Raw genomic sequence first — 20,891 nt, forward strand, 5'->3', positions numbered from 1 at the left:
GTTATTCCTTTGCCAGGTTATCTCTGAAATTATAGAGAGATGTCATCACTTTATTCCGTACCGTCTCTATGGGAACGTTTAATTTATTTGCAATTTCGTCGATAGTATAACCCTCGTAATAAGCAAGATGTAAAACGTACTTCTGTGTATCGGTCAATTGCGAGAGAGCTTCTTCAACTTTGAGTTTAAGGCTACTTGCAGTTTCGAGATCGAGGCTATCCATTCCAGGTAAAAATGTGGGAAGTATAAAGTAATCTTCATACTCGTCGTCGTAAATTTGAGAAATCGATTCCGATTTGCGACTACGCCTTAGAAAATCGACGGCTTTATTTCTGGTTAATGTTACGAGCCAGGCATAAACATTACCATTTGTGAAATCGAATTTGTTGCTTTTCTTCCAGATGATCGAAAATATTTCTACCAGGAGTTCTCTAGCAGATTCTTCATCGGGTGCAATTTTTTTTACAATAGTGTATAGCAGCGGTGAATACCTGTCGTATAATTCTTCCAGGGCGCGAGATTCAAACTTCGCAATCTCCTGCATTAATTCAATATCGCTATAATTCTTGAATTGATTCAACTTAATCCGCTTCGATTGCCTCTTCAAAACTATGATATGCGGTACAAATTTACAACTTATTTAAATAAAATGCAGTTACACAGCTTCGACGATATAACAAACAACAGCCCATTAATAAGTAGACACGTAATGTTTTTATTATATTTACAACTAAAAAATCGGAATAATATGACATCAAATCAGATCAGGCAACAGTTTCTCGATTTCTTCGCGGAAAGAGGACATAAAATAGTTCCCAGTGCGCCGGTTATTCCACACGGCGACCCTACTCTATTATTTACAAACGCGGGAATGAATCAATTCAAGGATGTTTTTATCGGCACCGGCAGCAGAGAATATAAAAGAGCAGCCGATACACAAAAATGTATCCGGGTTTCAGGAAAACACAACGACCTTGAAGAAGTCGGACACGACACCTATCATCATACCTTTTTCGAAATGCTCGGCAACTGGTCATTTGGCGATTATTATAAAAAGGAAGCCATCGCCTGGGCATGGGAATTATTAACTGAGGTATGGAAGCTTCCAAAAGAAAGATTATGGGCTACAGTCTTTCGAACAGACGACGAAGCCTATCAATACTGGAAAACAGAGACAGACATTAATCCGAGCCATATCCTGAGATTCGACGAAAAAGACAATTTCTGGGAGATGGGTGAAACCGGTCCTTGCGGTCCCTGTTCAGAAATTCATATCAACTTAAGCGACGATTACGACAATCCTAAATTGGTTAATGCAGGCAGTCCTCTGTGCATCGAAATCTGGAATCTCGTTTTTATTCAGTATAACAGAGATGAGACAGGTAGATTAATCGAACTGCCTGCAAAGCATGTCGATACAGGAATGGGTTTCGAACGGATCACAGCAGTACTTCAAGGTAAAAAGTCAAATTATGATACAGATATTTTTACACCGATTATTTCTACAGTTGAAAATTTAAGTGGACACAAATACGACTACACACTACCAGCCGAAGATAAATCGGAGCAGGGGATAGCCAATGTAGCAATGCGCGTTATTGCAGACCACATACGCACACTTACTTTTGCAATTGCTGACGGAGCCATACCCGGTAACGACGGACGCGGCTATGTACTGAGAAGAATTTTGAGAAGAGCTTCTCGATATGGTAGAAAAATTAATTTAAAAGAACCCTTCCTCTTCAAAATTGTGGATACTGTCGTCAGAAACTTCTCTCATGTATTTCCAGAAATAAAAGAAAATCAAAATAACATCGAAAAAATAATTAAAGCTGAAGAAGAGAGCTTCAACACCACTTTAGACCGTGGACTGGAACTTTTCGATTCGCTTATCGAAAAACTTAAAGTCGAGAAACAAACTGTTATTCCCGGTAGCGAAGTCTTCAAGCTATATGATACTTACGGATTTCCGGTTGATCTAACAAATGTAATGGCACGCGAGCACGGTTTTACGATAGACGAGAATGGTTTCAATAAGCTGATGGCAGAACAAAAAGAACGAGCCAGAAAATCTGCACGTGAAAAATTGACAGCTAATAATTTTGTAAATAAGTCGAAAGACAATTTTCAATTTGTCAGGGAAACCGCCACTCAATTTACCGGTTATGACGAATTGATTACAGATGCTCAAATTATCGGATTGAAATACGACAACGACAATATTTTTATAATTTTCGATAAGTCTCCTTTTTATGTAGAATCCGGCGGACAGGTAAGTGATACGGGATTTATTATTATCGAGGACAAAAAATTGCCCGTTTTAAATGTAGCTAAACTCGATGACATGATAGTACATGTTGTTAGTAAATCGGAAGGAGTTAAACTCGAACCTGGAATAAATGCAACACTCCAGGTGGACGAAAAGAGACGATGGCACATAATGAGGAATCACTCGGCAACTCACTTTCTGCACAAAGCCCTCCGCGAAATTCTGGGTACTCATGTGCAGCAGTCCGGTTCGTATGTTGGTCCCGATCGACTCCGTTTTGATTTCAGTCACTTCGAAAAACCGAGCCCTCAACAACTGGAGCAGATTGAATCGCTCATAAATGAAAAGCTAAGAGAAAATTTGCCTCTTATTCATCATAGAGATATTCCATTCGAACAGGCAAAAGAGATGGGAGCTTTGATGTTCTTCGGTGACAAGTATGGTGAAAAAGTGAATGTGGTTCAATTCGGCAACTACACTATGGAATTTTGTGGTGGAACGCACGTAAAAAATAGCTCGCAAATTGGTTTATTCAAAATCATAAGCGAATCCTCTATCGCCAGTGGTATAAGAAGAATAGAAGCAGTTACAGGCGCAGGCGTCGAACAATTCATAAGAGAGCAAGAATTAAAATTAGCACGTCAGGAAGAGCTTTACAATTCTCTCCTCGAAGAGAAAAAGAAACTCGAAAAAGAGTTATCCGAACTAAAATTAAAAGATAAACTTGCAGCGCTTGATAGCATTATCGACAATCCCATTGAAGTTAACGGCATAAAACTTTTCAAAGGTAGAGTAAGCGTTGACAATATGGAACATTTGAAATCAATGGGCGATGAATTACGATTAAAAATGAAAAGTGGCGTCGGTCTATTGATATCTGAAATTGACGGTAAAGTTGGTATTGTATGCGTAGTTTCTGATGATTTGATTAAAGAGAGAAAATTGTCTGCCGGACAGCTGGTAGGTAGTGTTGCTAAAGTAGTAGGAGGGGGAGGCGGAGGAAGGTCTCACCTTGCTACAGCTGGAGGAAAGGATATTACCCGTATAGATGAAGCTCTTAAATCTGTCGACGATTTATTAAGAGAGATGCTCTAATGTTACAAATCAAACTTAATAATGCCGGCGCCATTTGAGCGCCGGTTTTATTTTATCCATATCGTTTTAATATTCACAAATTCTTTCATTCCATAGTGAGATAATTCTCTTCCATAACCCGATTTTTTTACGCCCCCGAATGGTAGACGAGGGTCGCTTTTAACCATTCCGTTTATAAAAACAGAACCGGATTCAATTTTATGTGCGAGATACTTGCCTCTGTTAATATCCTTTGTCCAGATGGCAGCACCGAGTCCAAAGGAAGTATCATTTGCAATTTCTACAGCTTCTTCTTCATTTTTAAACTTAATTACCGAAGCAACCGGCCCAAAAATCTCCTCTTCGTATGCGGGCATTCCCTTTTTGATGTCAGTAAGTATTGTCGGTTCCATAAAAAATCCTTCAACATTTGAACGCTTCCCGCCCGTAATTATTGTTGCTCCTTTTTCAACAGATTTTTTAATTTGCGCTTCGAGTTCCACAAGTAAATCTTCTCTTGCTATTGGTCCCAGGTCACAATCCCTTTCCATTGGATTGCATACTCTTAAACGATTCATATTATCGACAAATTTTTCCATAAATTCATCGTATACCTCGTCTGCTACAATAAACCTTTTAGCTGCGATACAACTCTGACCGTTATTAATTATCCTAGCTTTTACTGCTACCCGGGCGGCTTCTTCTACATCGGCATCTTTCAAGACGATAAAAGGGTCGCTGCCACCAAGTTCCAGTACAGTTTTCTTTAATTTACTCCCGCATTCCGAAGCAACCACACTGCCGGCGAATTCGCTACCTGTCAATGTTGCCGCTTTAATCAAGTTGTTGTCAATTACATTTTTAACTGAATTGGAAGTAATGAGCAAGGTTCTGAACAAATTTTCGGGAAACCCGGCTTTAAGAAAAACCTCTTCGATTGAAAGGGCACACATTGATACATTCGATGCATGTTTAAGAACTGCTCCATTACCCGCGGTCAATGCTGGCGCTGCGAACCTGAATACCTGCCAGAAAGGGAAATTCCACGGCATTACGGCAAGTATTACTCCGAGAGGTTCAAAAGAAACAAAACTTTCGGAAGCATCTGTTTCTATAATTTCGTTTGCTAAAATATTTTTTGCATTCTCTGCATAGTATTGACAAACCCATGCACATTTTTCGACTTCGGCTATCGATTGCGTAATTGGTTTTCCCATTTCGCTTGTTATTATTCTGGCATAATCTTCTTTTTCTTTTAACAACTGGTCGCCAGCATTTTTTATCAGTTCACAACGTTTTTCTAAACTGTATTCTCTCCATTGACGATACGCTTCGTTGGCAGCGATAATAATTTTTTCTACTTCTTCCGGGCTCATTTCCGGAAATTCTTTAATTAAATCTCCAGTTGCTGGATTTATCGACTTCAACGGCATATTCGCCTCCGGCAAATTATTTTTTCCTTTTGCATTAAAATTTTGTATGTTCGAAAAGAAATTACGCATAATATCGAAAACAAAAAATAATTTTGTTCTATTATGAAAAAGAAAAATCCCAAGACGTTTGTTCTCGACACAAACGTTATCTTACACGATCCCACCTGTATCAATCATTTTGAAGAAAATGACATAATTATTCCGCTGGTTGTAATCGAAGAGCTCGATCACTTCAAGCGGGGTAATCAGGTAATAAACCTCAATGCTCGTGAGTTCGCACGCACACTCGATTCAATAACGGGCAACGACATTTTCAACGGCGGAATTTCGCTGGGCAAAGGGAAAGGTAAAATTAGAATAGTAATTACGAAAGGGCTCGCAAAAGAAATTCAAGAAGTCTTCAAAGAAGACAATGTAGATCATCGCGTATTGAGTACTGCCTACGAAGCAAGACAAAAGTTTGACGGCAGACGCAAAGTAATTCTCGTCAGCAAAGATGTAAATTTAAGAATGAAAGCCAAGGCGCTTGGAATTCCCGCAGAAGATTACACAACCGACCGCATTCCAAACGTGGAAGAACTTTACAGCGGCAAGGAAACAATTGAAAACTTCGACGACGATATACTTCAAAAACTTTATCAGCCACCTTATGAAGTAGAAGCAAATAAAATCACAAAAAAATATAATATCGAAGTCGTACCTAACAAGTATTTTATTTTGAGAAACGCGAACCGTTCGATACTGGCGTACCTCGACGCAGAAATGGAAGCGTTTCACAGAATCGACAAGGAAACAGTTTACGGAATAAAACCGAGGAATGCTGAACAAACTTTTGCCGTTAATGCTCTAATCAATAAAAATATTCCGCTTGTGACTTTAACGGGCAAAGCTGGCACTGGTAAAACATTGCTTGCACTCGCCAGTGCTTTGCAGGTAAGAAAAGATTACAGACAAATTTATGTGGCGCGCCCTGTTGTACCTCTGAGTAATAAAGATATTGGATTTTTACCAGGAGACGTTGAAAGCAAACTTGCGCCATATATGCAGCCGCTGTGGGACAACTTAAAAGTTGTACAGGACCAGTTCAACGAAACCGACAAGAACTATCAAATGATTAACAACATGCTCAAAGATGAAAAGCTGGTTATAGAACCCTTGAGTTATATACGAGGTCGCAGTCTACAACGCATTTATTTTATAGTTGACGAAGCTCAAAACCTTACTCCCCATGAAGTCAAAACAATTATTACTCGAGCGGGCGAAGGCGCTAAGATTGTTCTGACCGGCGATATATATCAAATTGATCATCCATATCTCGACTCACAATCAAACGGACTTTCCTATTTGATAGAACATTTCAAAGGTCAAAAATTATACGCTCACGTTAATCTGGAAAAAGGAGAGCGTTCTTTACTTGCCGAATTAGCAAGCAATCTGCTCTAATAAATTTCTTGCGGAGGATCTATGAAAAGAATAATCTTTCTGTTTATTCTCTCTTACTCTTTTTTAAATGCCCAGAACAAACTTATACGCTTTCCATCTTTAAATCACGACGGTTCGTTAATAGCATTTTCTTATCAGGGTGATATCTGGACTGTTCCATCACACGGTGGACAGGCAATACGACTGACTGTACACGAAGGTTACGAGAGTAATCCGATTTTCAGTCCAGACGGTAACCAGATTTCATTTTCAGGAGAGCGATTCGGTAATTATGATATTTTTATAATACCAGCAAACGGAGGCGTACCAAAACGTTTAACTTATCATTCTGCAAATGATAATATTTCATCATTTACGAAAGATGGAAATATTTTGTTCAATACATATCGTGAATTTAGAAAAATTGAGCGTCCTCCTGAAATTTATGTTATATCGGAAGAAGGTGGCACAGAGAAAAGATTATTGGGTACACAGGGTTACGAACCCTCGTTATCCCCGAACGGAAAATTTCTTGCGTTTGTAAGAGCAGACATTAATCCTGTCGAAAGACTTGAATATGACGGACCATCTAACCGTGAAATCTGGATTTACAATTTCGAAAGCGGCAAATATACCAAACTGGATCTCTTCCGAACTAACGACATTCAACCCAGATGGAAAGACGACAACACTCTCTATTTCTTAAGTTCAGAATCGGGACAATATAACATCTACAGGCTCCAGCTTGACGTAAACGGCAATCAAGCATCCCGACCGGAGAAGATAACAAACTTCAAGGATCATTCTGTAAGACACTTCAATATTTCCGGAGATGGCAATTTAATTGTATTTGAGCAGCATCAGTCGATTTATTTACTTGATACTCGAACAAATGATTACCGTACAGTAGACATAAATATAGGTACCGACTACCGCTATGATCCTGTTGAGTACAAAACTTTTTCCAAATCTGCAACCGAATACGCTGTGTCACCAAACGGTAAATTAATGGCCTATGTTGTACGGGGAGAAATCTTTTTAAAAGAGAACAACAAAGAGGAGAGCAAATCGATCAATTTATCGGATTCTCCCTTTAACGACAGAGGAATTGCATGGCTAAGCGATACAACATTAATATTTACCTCTGACAGAACGGACAATAATTTCGAAATCTATTTAATAAGGTCATCTGACGTTAAAGAACCCGACCTATTCAAAACCCTTAAGCGGGAAATCATCCGTTTAACAAACTCAAAAGAAGACGAAGTTGCACCGGTAATTTCTAACAAAATGGATAAGATAGCTTACCTCCTGGAAGGTGAAAAGAAAAAATTAATTACAGCTTCAATTGCTAGCAATGGGAAAATGAGCAATGCTATTATCTTACAAGAAAGTTGGGCTGAACCGCACGGCGTATGCTGGAGTCCCGACGATAAATGGCTGGCTTATTCGATGGACGATTTGTATTTCAATGAAGAAGTATTTATTCAAGCTGCCGACAATTCTTCTCCGGCTATAAATGTAAGTATGCATCCCCGCTCCGATTTTAGTCCACACTGGAGTAAAGACGGTACAAAACTGGCATTCATATCGGAACGCCACAACAGGAACAACGATGTTTGGTTCGTATGGCTTAAAAAATCGGATTGGGAAAAAACGGAAGAAGATTGGAAAGAAACCGAAGACACGAGTAAGAACAAAAAGAATAACCTTGAAATTAAAATCGACTTCGAAAATATACATGAACGTTTGGTACATGTAACCGACTTCTCAGGAAATGAAAACGACGTGGTTATTTCAGCCGACGGCAAAACATTTTTTTACACGGCTGAGAATACTTCTGCCAAAGGCAGGGATATCTTTTCAATTAAATGGAACGGAAAAGATCTAAAGGCATTAACCAACTCGGGTATTAATCCCTCTAACCTTTACATTACTAAAGACGATCAACTTTATTACATGAAAGAAGGGGGGAATATTGCCCGTATCGACACAAAGAAAGATAAAAGCGAGGACCTTAAGTTTATTGCAGAAATGTTTCTCGACCATTTACGTGAAAGAGAACAGATTTTTGAAGAAGCATGGCGTGCTTTGAGAGATAATTTTTATGACCCAAACTTTCACGGAAAAAATTGGCACGCTCTAAAAGATAAATACAAAGAACTCTGTCTTGCCGCTTCAACCAATTACGATTTCAGGGATATGTTCAACTTGATGCTCGGAGAACTAAATTCGAGCCACATGGGATTCCGCAATCAGGATCTTATTGAAACCCAGAAAGACGAGACAGGTTTACTCGGAGTTGAATTATTTCCAGTTGACGAAGGAATGCTTGTAAATCACGTGGTGACTGGTTCGCCTGCCGATAAAAATGAAAGTAAACTTTATAAAGGCGATATAATTACTTCGGTTAATGGAATTGCTCTAAATGGTAATTCCAACTTTTATCAATTCCTCAATAAAACGGCCGACGAAAAAATATTACTCACCGTAAAAGGTACTGACGGAAGGAAGAGAGAAGTAGCAATTCGCCCTGTTAAATCATTGGGAGATTTGTTATACAAAGAATGGGTCGACAGCAGAAAAAAATTAACAGAGGAATATTCAAAGGGTCGATTAGGATATATTCATATTCAAGGAATGAACATTCCAAGTCTGGAAGAATTTGAAAGAGAACTGACTGCAGCAGGATATGGGAAGGAAGGTTTAGTAATCGACGTACGCTATAACGGAGGTGGTTTTACTACAGATTTACTTATGACGATACTGAATTACAAACAACACGCATACACAATTCCACGCGGTGCCGCAGAAAATCTGGAAAAAGAAAAGAAAAAATTCAGAGATTATTACCCGACCGGAGAACGCCTTGTATTTGCTGCCTGGCTCAAGCCTTCGATTGCTCTATGTAACGAAGGAAGTTACTCGAACGCTGAAATATTTTCACATGCTTATAAAAATTTAGGAATCGGTACCCTCGTCGGCTATCCAACGAATGGTTCGGTCATCTCTACAGACGCAAGGACTTTAATTGATGGTTCTTACGTCAGACTACCTATTAGAGGCTGGTTCGTGAAGGCAACCGATAAAAACCAGGAATTGGGTCCAGCTATCCCCGATATAATTGTCGATAATCCACCCGACTGGCTTGAAAAAGGAATTGACCCTCAGCTCAAAAAAGCAGTAGAAATTTTACTTGAACAAATTGACAATAAGAAGTAAATACGATTAATTCAGATTGAAGGGGCTGTCAAAAAATTAAAAGGCTCAACTAATTATTCGTCAAATTAGTGAACGTTATTCTAAAAAAATATTAGACAGCCCCTCATTTTTTATCAATCGAGAACCTTCACATATAAGTCTTTTATCATTTCTAAATATTTTAGCTGAACATCGACCGGTGGCAAAATCTCTTTGCTTTCTATTGCTGGCTTTATTCCATAGAATTCAAACAACTTATCTACCGCCTGAAAAAGATTAATATTCGGGAAATAATTATCCCTGAGAAAATGAATTAGTTTCATAATTCTAAAAGCATCCATCCAGAGAAATTTTTGTTTTTTTATCTGTTCAGGAATTACAGAATTTTTTACGATTCTCTTCCATGCTTGCGGAAAATTTTGTTCAATAAGAAATTTTTCAATACCTTCATGAACAGAAGCTGCCGACCTTAACATCTCGTCGATGTTTATTATATCATCACGATAGTACGCATCATTCCAATCTTTTAGCAATTCAAATATCATGGGATTATAGACGGACAAAATCGTGTCAACTTTACCTTGTTCCTTTACGCTTCTGCAAAATTCATTAATACTTCTACCGGTGCCGAATGGAACACGCCACGATATTCTTCCTGCAGGCCTAACCTTCGTATCGGAAATTAATTTTATTTCAGTCAGTTTTCTTAATTTTTCCAAAAAGTAAAAATCTTCACCTGCTTTCTTTTTATTCATTCCCCCCGCCTTACAATAATATTCAGCTGTGCAGGCAATTGTCGAGCCGATCGTCTGATATGCATACGGCGAACCCGAATATTTTAGCATCAGGACGTAATACCTGAGAAATATTTCGTATGTTATTGTCGCACTCTTCTCTATTTCGTCTTCGGGCAGGTTGTGCTCGTAGTCGATATAAGCTGCATTAAGATCTCTTTTCTCAAAGTTTTCCACTACAGCCGTCAGATAATTTTTATCAACTGTGCAATCGGCATCTAGACAAATGATTAATTTCTTTTTGTCATTTGAATAGTCAAATTTTGTGAGTGCCAGATCCATTCCTATTTTACGTGCATAGCCAACACCAGCAAATTTATCCGGCAATTCATTACCAGGAGAGCATGCATCAACGATTCCTAAGTTCAAACCGGCTTCAATAATTGATTGATTTAAATGCAAATCGGGGACTTTATTATCAATAATGCCCTTCAGAATTTCAATACTGCGACGATTATTTTCTTTAATTCCTTCGTTTGCTGATCTGGAATTGTTTATAACAAAGAGGAATAACGTTTCGGCTAAATATTTTTTTTCGAGTGCGGCAAGTGAGTTCAAAAGAGTTATAAGATTTTCGTATTCGTCGATTGCTGGAATTACAACTATGTTATTGTACAATTTTTTGTTATCTGGAAATATAGACCTCTCTAATTCCAGATATTTATATTTTTTAATGAAGTTAGGTAAATTATCCATTGAAGTAATATTTCATTATAATGTCTGTTGCCTTTTCGATGTCGGCTCCTTCGAGCCAGTGGATGTTAATTCCCTCTCTTTCCATTTTACGGTACCAGGTCATTTGTCTCTTTGCGAAGGAATGGATGGCGCTGTTGAGTTTTTGAAACATGTCGTTATAATTCAATTCTCCTTTTAGATAAAGAGCGAGGTATTTGTATTCAAGACCAAAGAATTCGAGTTTTTTATACGTCAATCCGGATTTAACCAAACTCTCTGCTTCTTCGATCATCCCTTCTTTTAGCCTTCTTTTCAGGCGTTCTGTAATACGTTTTTTAATTTCACTTCTTTCATATCTTATTCCGAGCACGAGGGAATTAATTTTAACTTTAGCAGGTTCTTCACGACTGCTTTTGACAATTATAGCTTTTATCATTCTATCGCGGTCAGACAGATCCGTTGTGTTATGAAGTTTAGGGCTAATTTCCAGCAGCATCTTTTTCAATTCATCGTCTGTAAGCTTTTGCAGCTCGTCGTATCTTGAAAAATCAGCCCTGCCAAGTTTATAACCTTTTAATATCGAATGGATATAGAGTGGAGTTCCACCGACGAGAAAAGGAGTTTTATTGCATCGAACAATTTCTTCGTACTCTCGATAAAACAATTGATTGAAAGTGTAGAGATTAAATTCTTCGGTCGCTTCAGCCACATCAATAAGATGATACTTGATTTGTCTTCCATTTACGATATAATCATCAAGGTCTTTGCCTGTACCGATATTCAATCTACGGTAGACCTGTCGGGAATCTGCAGAAATAATTTCACCATTGAATCGATCTGCCAAATGCGCCGCCAGTTTTGTTTTGCCGGCGGCTGTAGGCCCAAGAATGGTTATTAAATTATATTTCATACCGGCTACATACCGGAAACATACGGTATGGTTATAATAACTGTAGTGCCTTCGCCAAGCGAACTTTCTACTTCTATCTTGCCGTTATGTGCTTCGACTATCTGCTTGGTAATCGAAAGTCCAAGACCAGTACCTTCTTTTTTACCCTGTGTAAAGAAAGGTTCGAATATTTTTTCTTTCAGGCTATCTGCGATGCCCAGTCCGTAGTCACGAATTAATATCTTAACGACTCCTTTTTTTTCATCTTTCTTTGTAATTACTTCGATCGTGCCACCATCGGGCATGGCATCGCATGCGTTTTTAATAATATGAGTATAACACTGATAAAATTCTTTAACGTCAATTTTTACGGTTACATCTTTATCGAATTCATTTTTAATGCTGCAATTCCTCGACTCTACATAAGTGCCGATACGCGAAGCATAGTCGTCTAATGTTTTGTTAAGACTTATATTCATTGTACGCAGAATCGATTTTCCTTCAGAATAGCTCGATGTAGTTTGAACCAGATCGGCAACGTGGTTTAACTGTTCGAGCAACATATCGATAATTTGAATGTTATCCTGCGATAAATCTTTATTTCTCAAATGCTCGGCATAACGTTTACTTACCAATATCGGCTTTTTAATATCCTGGATAAGGAAGTTAGCCATTTTGCCGAGCGATTGAACTCGTTCTACCTTAAGAAGCCGTTCTACCATTTCTGCGTTTTGCAGTGCAATGGCAGCGTGTATCGACATAGCATTTAAAACTTCCTCGTCATCTTTTGAAAATTCGCCGTGTTTACTGTTGAGTAATTGAAGCACACCGATTATTTCACCTTCTCTGTTTTTGATCGGAAAAGTAAGAGCGTTTCTGGTTTCGTATCCGCTGGCTTTGTCGAAATCCGACCTGTAGCGAATATCTTTCGATACGTCTTTTATATTAAGAACCTCTCCCGTCTTTGCTACATATCCAGCCATTCCTTCACCGATTTTTAATCTGATCTCTTTAATTTCTTTTCCCATCGCAATCAACGACCAGAGTTCGTTTTTTTCTTTATCGATCAGATAGAGTGTGCCTCGGTCGGCTTCGGCAATTTCTGTGGCTGCTTCAACAATATTTTTCAATACTTCGTCTATCTTAACTGTGGAGTTAACCAGCTCGGCTGCTTTGATTATTTTCTTCAGTTGAGCAATATCCATTTTATTTCCCTCTTCTTTTTTACTTTCTTTTTGTTCATTCTTATCGCCCTCGTTTATATTTTCCTGAACAATCTCCTCAAAATTGTTTTGTTCTTCGTTAGTAATTTCTGGCATATTTTCATCGCGCTTTTCAAAAGTTTGCTCAACTCTTGTTTCTTTGATTTCTTCAGTGGCATTTATGGAATTGTCTATTAAGTCAGGAGTAAATTTATCTTCGTCGTGTTCTGTATTGGCTTCCTCAGTTTCTTCCTGTCCAGCAAGCAAATCAAAAATTGCCTCGTCGAGTTCTTCTTTCACTGTTTCCTCTTTTGATCCAATTATATCTTGCAACTCAGATTCTGGTTTCGGAATTCCATCTTCATCTAACAGCAGGTCAAAATTGAAATCATCTACCTGGTTTTGATTCTCCTTGCTTTCGGTTTTTTCTTCAGGAAAATCAATCGAAGTCAGGTCGCTTAAATCTTTATTTTCTGGCAATTGTTTATCGTCAATCGGCTTAAAAAATTCCTGCGTTTTTGAATGTTCTTCGCCTCCGAGAATCTCATTTTCAGAAGTAGAATCTTTTACTTTTTCTATGGGCTGTTGGGTCAAATTTATTTTAATATTCTCGTCGATCTGAAGCAAATAATCGATTTCCTCTTTTGAAAGCGCAATCAAGTATGAATCTGATAATGCAATAGCTACTGCAGTTCTCGAAGTGCCTTCGAGTATTTCATCCTGTCCGAAGAATTCGTTTTCCTCGAAAATGTATGCTTTCGATTTACCGAGTAGTTTCTTTTTTATCAAATTAACTTTACCCGAAATAATTAGATAAACAGCGTCGGCAGGTTCCCCTTCCCTGTAAATCGATTCGCCTTCGTTGACAGTGAAAAGCTTACCTCTTATTTTATCCGCTTCAATTTTAGATATATCGACATTTTTAAGTAACTTATTCCTGCTTAATCTGCTTATTAATTGATTTTCCATAAAATTGCTTTGATGTTATGAAAAAATTTGAAATTGAAAGAGCACTTTTGCATCTCAGCAGAAACGACAAGGTGCTATCAACGTTAATAAAAAACAATGGTATTTGCAATTTACCGACACACAAAAAATACTTTATTGCTCTCTTAAGAGCAATAATTGGCCAACAATTATCGATTAAAGCTGCAGATTCAATAAACAGGAAATTCTTGTCATATTTTGACAATTCCCCCACACCAGATTTAATTCTTTTCACAAAAGACGAAACACTCCGTTCCCTCGGTCTTTCGAATGCAAAAGTGAAATACGTTAAGGATCTGGCCTTAAAGGTAAAAAACGGTGAAGTCAGACTTCAAAAATTGTTGAACAAATCCGACGAAGAAATTATTGTCGAACTTACAAAAGTCAAAGGCATTGGTGTTTGGACTGCACAGATGTTCTTAATTTTCACACTCGGAAGACCGGATGTCTTGCCAGTCGATGATCTTGGCATTAGAAAGGCTATAATGTTAAATTACGGCTTTAAAAATTTACCTTCTGGCGAAGAAATAGTCAGATTAGCAAAAAATAATGGATGGTCGCCCTTTTCCACTATAGCTTCACTTTATCTGTGGAAAAGTCTCGACACTAATTTTGAAACTATTTTAAGGTAACGGCATCATACCAGATGAATGAACAACAATTAATCGAGGCGGCTCAAAAAGGCGACAGAAAAGCTCTGGCAGAACTGGTCAAAATGTATGAGCAGACAGTCTATAATTTTTCGTTCAAGCTGTGCCGAAATCGAGAAAGAGCCGAGCACACAATGCAAGAAACATTTTTAAGTATGGTTAAGAACTTGAACCAGTTCTCGGGACAGTCGAAGCTATCCACATGGCTCTACCGAGTTGTTGCAAATCACTGCTTGATGCTGGCTCGTTCTGAAAACAGGTATGGATTTTCATCATTCGACGATGACGAGTCATACATCGACGAAAAAGAAATTGCCGAATGGAAGGTGACACCCGACAGGATTACCGAGAACAACGAGCTGAAAATGATCCTTGACGAGTCGATTCAAAAACTTGCGCCCGAATACAGAGTGGTTTTTATGCTCAGGGACGTCGAAGGCCTTTCGACTGAAGAAACAGCCAAGCTGCTCGATTTAACAGTGCCTGCTGTCAAATCGAGACTCCATCGTGCACGCGCTTTTTTAAGGAATGAATTAAACGAGAGATTTGCACATGAACTCAAATAAAATATCGTGCAAAGAAGTGATGTATCACATTTGTGATAATCTCGGTGAAGATTTAGATTCTCCGCGTTGTATCGAGATCAAAACTCATCTGGAAAATTGCGAGAACTGCCAGCACTATTTCCAGAATATCGAGTTGACAATTCAGTTTTACAAAAAATATAACGTGGACTTACCCAAAGATGCTCACAATCGACTGATCGACTTTCTTGGATTAAGCGACTGCATCGAGGAAAAATAAAAGTAAATTTACCTCATAATACCGCTCAGTGCTTCTTTAATCAAATCTTCGAGTGCCATCGAAGGATTTTTATCCAGAGCAGCCTTTACAGATTTTTCAGCTGTTTTTTGATTGTAGCCCAGGTTAACCAATGCCGCAATCGCATCACCAGCAATTTGTTGCAAATCGACAGCTTGCTCGATTTCACCAGCAGATTTTATTTTGTCTTTCAATTCTAAAATTAATCTTTCAGCAGTTTTTCTTCCAATTCCCGGTGCAGATACAATCCTCGAAACATCACCTGTTAGAATTGCTCTTTTCATCTCGTCCACACTAATACCGGATAAAATACCGAGAGCTGTTTTTGGTCCAACTCCGCTCACACCGATAAGTAATTCGAACATCTCTTTCTCTTCTTCACCGTAAAAACCGTATAAGTTGAGTGCGTCATCTTTAACGACAAGATATGTATACAATTCGGCTTCTTCTCTGGTGTTGACTTTTTCGTATGTAGCAATTGAGATATTCAATGTGTAACCAACTCCATTTACATCAAGAATTAATTTAGTCGGTTTGATAGAAATAATTTTACCCCTTAAATATCCAATCATAATATTACCCTGTCTGGATTTTTTTCGATATATTCTTTCCAGTTGCGGCTTTTGGATTTTGAAGCAATCGATTTGTATTTAAATGCATGGCACACAGCAACAGCCAGTGCATCGGTTTCGTCGAATTTCAAATTATCAGTTTTGATGCCGCAGATTTTTGAAATCATAAATTGAATTTGTTGTTTGGACGAAGAGCCTTTTCCGCAGATTGCTTTTTTGATTTCTCTCGGCGAATATTCCCGAACAATCAAATTATTCTGTGCTGCAGTCAATAACGATACACCTCTGGCATAACCGATTTTAAGGGCTGACTGAACATTTTTGCCGTAAAAAGCTGTTTCGAGTGCAAATTCGTCAGGCTTATATTTTTTAATAACTGCCGTTAGATCGTCGTGTATTTTTTTGAGTCTCAGTGCAAAGTTGTCTACCGCAGGAATACGTATAATACCCGAAGAGATGTATGAAATTTCATTGTCTTTAAAATCGATGATCCCGAAACCCGTTATAAGGGTGCCGGGATCAACACCTAATATTCTCATTTTATTATTCTTCAACAAAATCTGCGTTTGTAAAAACGTTTTGCACGTCGTCGTTATCCTCGAGCGCTTCAATCAACTTCATAACTTTTTCAGCTTCTTCACCTTTAACTTCAACTTGATTTTTTGCAATCCATTGTAATGATGCATTTTCAACGGGCAAGCCTTTTTCGACTAAGGTGCGTCTTACGGCTTCAAAAGATTCGAGCGTTGTAACGACTTCGAAAAACTCCTCTTCGGTTTGTAGATCATCGGCTCCAGCATCGATAATTATTTCCATCATTTCGTCTTCAGACATGTTGTTGCGTTTAACCGTAATAATACCTTTTCTTTCGAACATCCATGCGACGGAATTCGATTCGCCGAGGCTACCACCGTTTCTCGAAAAGAGATGTCGAACTTCGGCAACGGTTCTGTTTTTATTATCAGTTGCGGCTTCAACTAAAATTGCAATGCCGCCTGGACCGTAACCTTCATAAACGACCTCATGGTAAGCTGCTCCTTCGAGTTCGCCGGTGGCTTTTTTAATTGCTCGTTCTATATTTTCGGCGGGCATATTAGCTGATTTTGCATTGTCGATTGCCAGTCTGAGTCGCGGATTTCCCTCCGGGTCACCTCCGCCCTGACGCGCTGCTATCGTAATTTCTTTAATCAGTTTAGTAAATAATTTACCTCTCTTAGCATCTAATGCGGCTTTTTTCCTTTTAATGGTAGCCCATTTTGAATGTCCGGACATAAATTACTCCTTTATATTATTTTTGATCTTTAAATCCTTTACGCGTATTTGTGGATATTCTTTGCCATCTTTATTAATTGTTTCAATCGTATATACAATATCTACTAAATCTCGGTCTTTATCAATATGTTCTGCATAGTAACCGAGGTTGAATCCGATTGCGTCGAAGACCTTGTCGTTGCCATTTTGTTTGAAAGACGTTACAAGGTGATTCATTCCAACAATTTTGGGAGGGTAAACAAGTTTGACGTTATCACTCAAAAAAACCGGTCGCATATTACCCGGACCGAAAGGAGCGAATTGTCGGAGTATACGCAAAAATTTAGGCGATATCTCTGAAAACGAAAGTTTTAAATCGATCGTAATTTCTGGATAGATATCTTCTTCGTTCATCGACTTGCAGAGAATATCGTTAAAGCGTTTTTTGAACTCGTCAAGTTTATCGATTGCAACCGCCAGTCCTGCGGCCGCTTCGTGACCACCAAATTGAAGTAGTAAATCTTCACAGCTCTGGAGTGCCTCGTAAATATTGAATCCAGGGATGCTCCGCGCAGAACCCTTTGCAATACCATCAACAGTAGTAAGCATTACTGCAGGGCGGTAGAATTTTTCGACAAGCCGTGAAGCCACTATTCCAATTACACCTGGATGCCATTCAGGGTCGTGCAATACTATCCCCATATTAGTATTCAGGTCGATCTCTTTTTCAACAATGCTGACAGCATGGCTGAATGTGGCTTCGTCGATTTCTCTTCTTTTTGAATTTTCTTCTTCGAGTATTTTTGCCAGTTGAATTGCTTTTTGAGGATCGTTCGTAGTAAATAATTCAACAGCTCGATGTGCATCACCGAGTCTACCAACCGCATTGATCCTGGGAGCAATTGTAAATACAATTTGTCCTGCGGATAAATTTCCAGGCTCCATTCTTGCCGAACGGATCAGAGCTTCGATGCCTGGCCTTGGATTTTTATTGATTATTTCGAGACCTTCCCGAACAAGTATTCTATTTTCATCTACGAGTGGGACAATATCAGCAGCACTGGCGAGCGCCACCAGATCGAGATATTTATAGGCCATTTCCTTCTTGCCAATTCTGTCGCCGATCGCAGTAGCCAGTTTAAAAGCCACACCTGCACCAGAAAGACTTTTGAAGGGATATGTATCTGTTGGTTTCAGGGGGTCCAGCACTGCATAAGCATCGGGCAATTGTTCTTTAGGTTGATGGTGGTCGCAAACAATGACGTCAATTTTATGAGATTTGGCGTGTTGAATTTCCTCAACTGCCGTAATGCCACAATCGACTGAGATAATCAGATTAATGCCCTGCTCGTTTAAATAATCGATACTTTGATTCGATATTCCATAGCCTTCAGTAAGTCTATTGGGAATGTAGGTCATCACATTGGCACCCAGTTCCTTCAGGAAAAGATACATAAGGGCTGCCGAACAGGTGCCATCGACATCGTAGTCGCCATAGACACAAATTTTTTGGTTGCTTGTAATTGCCTCGATAACCCTTTGTGTGGCTTGCTGCATGCCATCCATCATAAAGGGATCGTGAAGAGCCTCGAGCGATGGACGGAAATACGTCTTAGCTTCGAAAAAATTGGTAATTCCTCTTTGAATCAGGAGGATGGCTAAAGCTTTTGAAATATTGAGACTGTCTGCCAACGATAGAATTGATTTTTCATCTGGTAAATCTTTTAGTTTCCAGCGTTTAGATTTCATATTATTTCAGAAGAGGGAACAGATGAATCGTGTCTGTAAGCCGAATTCTGTAATCCGCCAGAGGCGGACGGCAGTTATTTATCTTGACCCGGTATTACTACCGAGTTCCAGCGGTCTACCCGAAGGTACTAAAGGCGAACAACCTTTTTCCCTTATAAAAGGGAAGACCTTCTGCTTGACCTTGCTCCAGGTGGGGTTTACCTTGTCCTGCCAATGGCAGGATCCCGTAACGGGACCTCCGACATTACTGCCGAAGCGGTGAGCTCTTACCTCACCTTTTCACCCTTACCCCAACTAAAGTCAGGGCGGTCTGTTTTCTGTGGCACTATCCGTCTTCCGATTTAATCGGAATCCCGGGCGTTACCCGGCACCTTGTTCTGCGGAGTTCGGACTTTCCTCCCCTTACATATCGGGGCAACTGCCCAACACGATTCATCTGCTCTTCTTCTGCTCTTATTATTTATACATTACTTTTTCAATTGAGACAAATATAATAAATTTAATCCCACTCCGCACTACTAAAATTCGGGCTTATAATAACATCAAACTATGGTAAAAGTTTCTGCGAGCGACTATCTAATTGCTCATCAAATTGGCAAGAAAACGCATATTCTTGGAATTTGAATTCGATATGATGATCTTTATGACGGCTGTTAACGGCACAGATAAAAACATCCCTACTATTCCCCAGATATAGCCCCAGAGCATTAGAGAAATCAATATCACCAGCGGGTTCAAACCCAAACGATCGCCAAAAACCATTGGTTCGACTATGTTTCCAAGTATGTTTTGTACGAGAATTAATGTTGCTGTTACAAGTATTGTGTACCCGAATGATTCAAATTGTATCAAAGTCATCAATGCAGGTAAAATTACTGCTATTATCGAACCAATATTAGGAATAAAATTCAGCAAAAAAGAAAGCGTAGCCCACACGATATAAAATTCAACTCCATATAGCCATAGTACTAATCCTATTAAAATGCCGAGCGTAAAACTGATAAGAAATTTTGTAATGATGTACTTCTGTACTTGATTCGTAATATCTTTAAATGTTTTCTTCAATTTCATTTCCCTTTGTATGGTCATAGTAGCAAGCTGGTCGTCAATCGATTTTTCATACAATCCTTCTTTAAGACTTTTTTCTTTCAATTCCTTTTTCAGTTTTTTCACAGTCGTCTGGACATTCTTTTCGACATACCGGATTCTGATTGCTTCGAATATTTTTTCGTGACCGCTGCTGATAAAAATGAAAAAGAAGAGAATCAGAAAAAGACTCACAAAAATATCGAGAGTTGACGTGAACAATCCGCCCACTATTGAACCGTAATCAATATTTTCAATTGTTTTAAGAAGTTCGTGCATCATCATATCGTTCATTCCAATGGAATGCATTCCTTCCTGAAACAAACGGATTATCTTTTCCTGATATCTGGGCAAAGCTTCTCCAAAACTTACAAACCGCCCTACAATTATCTGAACCACACCGCCAAATAACGATATTGTAATTATTATATTAAACAAGATTGTAAATGGGAGAGGTATTTTCTTTTGTTTTAGGTAATTGTTTATCGGTTCAAATACGAAATAAAGAAAATATGAAATAACGAACGGAATAAAGATGTGTCGTAATTCTTTTAACACCATAAAAATTATTACAAGACCTATTACCGATATAAAAAAGGTAATTGCCGGATCGATGTTTTTTTTCTTCATATCTGCCCTTATCAACTATTACAATATAATGAATTCTTTTCTAAGTAAGAGTGATGTGTGGCCGCACAACAAATAATTTTATGACAAATTTTTACACTGACAAAATAAAATAAATTTATTATCGTTATATATAAATATGAGTTTATATTGAGAAAAATTGTTACCCTTATGAAAATTCGCTAATC

Annotated in this window: 16 protein-coding genes and 1 other RNA gene; 6 read left to right on the plus strand and 11 right to left on the minus strand. The window is 38.6% G+C overall.

Annotated features, from left to right (window positions below; genetic code table 11):
* Position 1: 1 nt before the first annotated feature.
* Positions 2-580, minus strand: coding sequence for an RNA polymerase sigma factor (locus ACSSV9_RS01930; protein WP_437345524.1), 579 nt, complete (start codon positions 578-580; stop codon positions 2-4).
* Between the two features lie 168 nt (positions 581-748).
* Here ACSSV9_RS01930 and alaS point away from each other — a divergent pair, with 168 nt between their 5' ends.
* The gene (gene alaS, locus ACSSV9_RS01935) at positions 749-3,364 is read left to right on the plus strand and encodes an alanine--tRNA ligase (protein WP_437345525.1); all 2,616 of its coding nucleotides are present in this window, start codon (positions 749-751) and stop codon (positions 3,362-3,364) included.
* A gap of 47 nt (positions 3,365-3,411) precedes the next feature.
* Here the strand turns inward: alaS and ACSSV9_RS01940 are convergent, their stop codons facing one another.
* A complete protein-coding gene (locus ACSSV9_RS01940) occupies positions 3,412-4,776 on the minus strand; it encodes an NAD-dependent succinate-semialdehyde dehydrogenase (RefSeq protein WP_437345526.1) in 1,365 nt (454 codons plus the stop codon).
* A 102-nt stretch (positions 4,777-4,878) separates the two neighbouring features.
* On the opposite strand from ACSSV9_RS01940, the gene ACSSV9_RS01945 reads away from it, so the two are divergent.
* A complete protein-coding gene (locus ACSSV9_RS01945; protein WP_437345527.1) occupies positions 4,879-6,219 on the plus strand; it encodes a PhoH family protein in 1,341 nt (446 codons plus the stop codon).
* A 21-nt stretch (positions 6,220-6,240) separates the two neighbouring features.
* Positions 6,241-9,420: a S41 family peptidase gene (locus tag ACSSV9_RS01950; protein WP_437345528.1), complete on the plus strand. Its 3,180-nt coding sequence runs from the start codon at positions 6,241-6,243 to the stop codon at positions 9,418-9,420.
* Between the two features lie 113 nt (positions 9,421-9,533).
* Here ACSSV9_RS01950 and ACSSV9_RS01955 read toward each other — a convergent pair whose 3' ends face one another.
* The 3 genes from ACSSV9_RS01955 to ACSSV9_RS01965 are packed head-to-tail and all read right to left on the minus strand — an operon-like array spanning position 9,534 to position 13,928.
* Positions 9,534-10,889 (minus strand): glycosyltransferase family 2 protein, encoded by a 1,356-nt coding sequence (locus ACSSV9_RS01955; RefSeq protein ID WP_437345529.1) that lies wholly within the window; start codon positions 10,887-10,889, stop codon positions 9,534-9,536.
* Positions 10,882-11,778: a tRNA (adenosine(37)-N6)-dimethylallyltransferase MiaA gene (gene miaA, locus ACSSV9_RS01960; RefSeq protein WP_437345530.1), complete on the minus strand. Its 897-nt coding sequence runs from the start codon at positions 11,776-11,778 to the stop codon at positions 10,882-10,884. Before miaA ends, ACSSV9_RS01955 begins: the two co-directional genes overlap by 8 nt.
* 5 nt (positions 11,779-11,783) lie before the next feature.
* On the minus strand, positions 11,784-13,928 hold the full coding sequence (locus ACSSV9_RS01965; protein WP_437345531.1) for an ATP-binding protein: 2,145 nt from the start codon (positions 13,926-13,928) through the stop codon (positions 11,784-11,786).
* Positions 13,929-13,945: 17 nt separating this feature from the next.
* On the opposite strand from ACSSV9_RS01965, the gene ACSSV9_RS01970 reads away from it, so the two are divergent.
* Genes ACSSV9_RS01970 through ACSSV9_RS01980 form a run of 3 tightly spaced genes read left to right on the plus strand, consistent with a single transcriptional unit; the run spans position 13,946 to position 15,400 of the window.
* On the plus strand, positions 13,946-14,578 hold the full coding sequence (locus tag ACSSV9_RS01970) for a DNA-3-methyladenine glycosylase family protein (RefSeq protein ID WP_437345532.1): 633 nt from the start codon (positions 13,946-13,948) through the stop codon (positions 14,576-14,578).
* Between the two features lie 14 nt (positions 14,579-14,592).
* Positions 14,593-15,162, plus strand: a complete 570-nt coding sequence (locus ACSSV9_RS01975) for an RNA polymerase sigma factor (protein ID WP_437345533.1) — start codon at positions 14,593-14,595, stop codon at positions 15,160-15,162.
* On the plus strand, positions 15,149-15,400 hold the full coding sequence (locus ACSSV9_RS01980; protein ID WP_437345534.1) for a zf-HC2 domain-containing protein: 252 nt from the start codon (positions 15,149-15,151) through the stop codon (positions 15,398-15,400). Before ACSSV9_RS01975 ends, ACSSV9_RS01980 begins: the two co-directional genes overlap by 14 nt.
* An 8-nt stretch (positions 15,401-15,408) precedes the next feature.
* Here the strand turns inward: ACSSV9_RS01980 and ruvA are convergent, their stop codons facing one another.
* The 6 genes from ruvA to ACSSV9_RS02010 form a co-directional block, all read right to left on the minus strand.
* Positions 15,409-15,990 (minus strand): Holliday junction branch migration protein RuvA, encoded by a 582-nt coding sequence (gene ruvA, locus ACSSV9_RS01985; RefSeq protein ID WP_437345535.1) that lies wholly within the window; start codon positions 15,988-15,990, stop codon positions 15,409-15,411.
* The gene (ruvC, locus tag ACSSV9_RS01990) at positions 15,987-16,529 is read right to left on the minus strand and encodes a crossover junction endodeoxyribonuclease RuvC (protein ID WP_437345536.1); all 543 of its coding nucleotides are present in this window, start codon (positions 16,527-16,529) and stop codon (positions 15,987-15,989) included. Before ruvC ends, ruvA begins: the two co-directional genes overlap by 4 nt.
* A 4-nt stretch (positions 16,530-16,533) precedes the next feature.
* The gene (locus ACSSV9_RS01995) at positions 16,534-17,262 is read right to left on the minus strand and encodes a YebC/PmpR family DNA-binding transcriptional regulator (RefSeq protein ID WP_437345537.1); all 729 of its coding nucleotides are present in this window, start codon (positions 17,260-17,262) and stop codon (positions 16,534-16,536) included.
* Positions 17,263-17,265: 3 nt separating this feature from the next.
* Positions 17,266-18,990 (minus strand): single-stranded-DNA-specific exonuclease RecJ, encoded by a 1,725-nt coding sequence (gene recJ / locus ACSSV9_RS02000; protein ID WP_437345538.1) that lies wholly within the window; start codon positions 18,988-18,990, stop codon positions 17,266-17,268.
* A 20-nt stretch (positions 18,991-19,010) separates the two neighbouring features.
* Positions 19,011-19,424: RNase P RNA component class A (gene rnpB / locus ACSSV9_RS02005), an RNA gene on the minus strand.
* 142 nt (positions 19,425-19,566) lie between these two features.
* Complete coding sequence (locus ACSSV9_RS02010; RefSeq protein ID WP_437345539.1) at positions 19,567-20,706, minus strand: AI-2E family transporter; 1,140 nt, start codon at positions 20,704-20,706, stop codon at positions 19,567-19,569.
* Positions 20,707-20,891 lie beyond the last annotated feature (185 nt).

The sequence above is a fragment of the Melioribacter sulfuriphilus genome (genome assembly GCF_051488685.1).
GTDB lineage: Bacteria > Bacteroidota > Ignavibacteria > Ignavibacteriales > Melioribacteraceae > Melioribacter.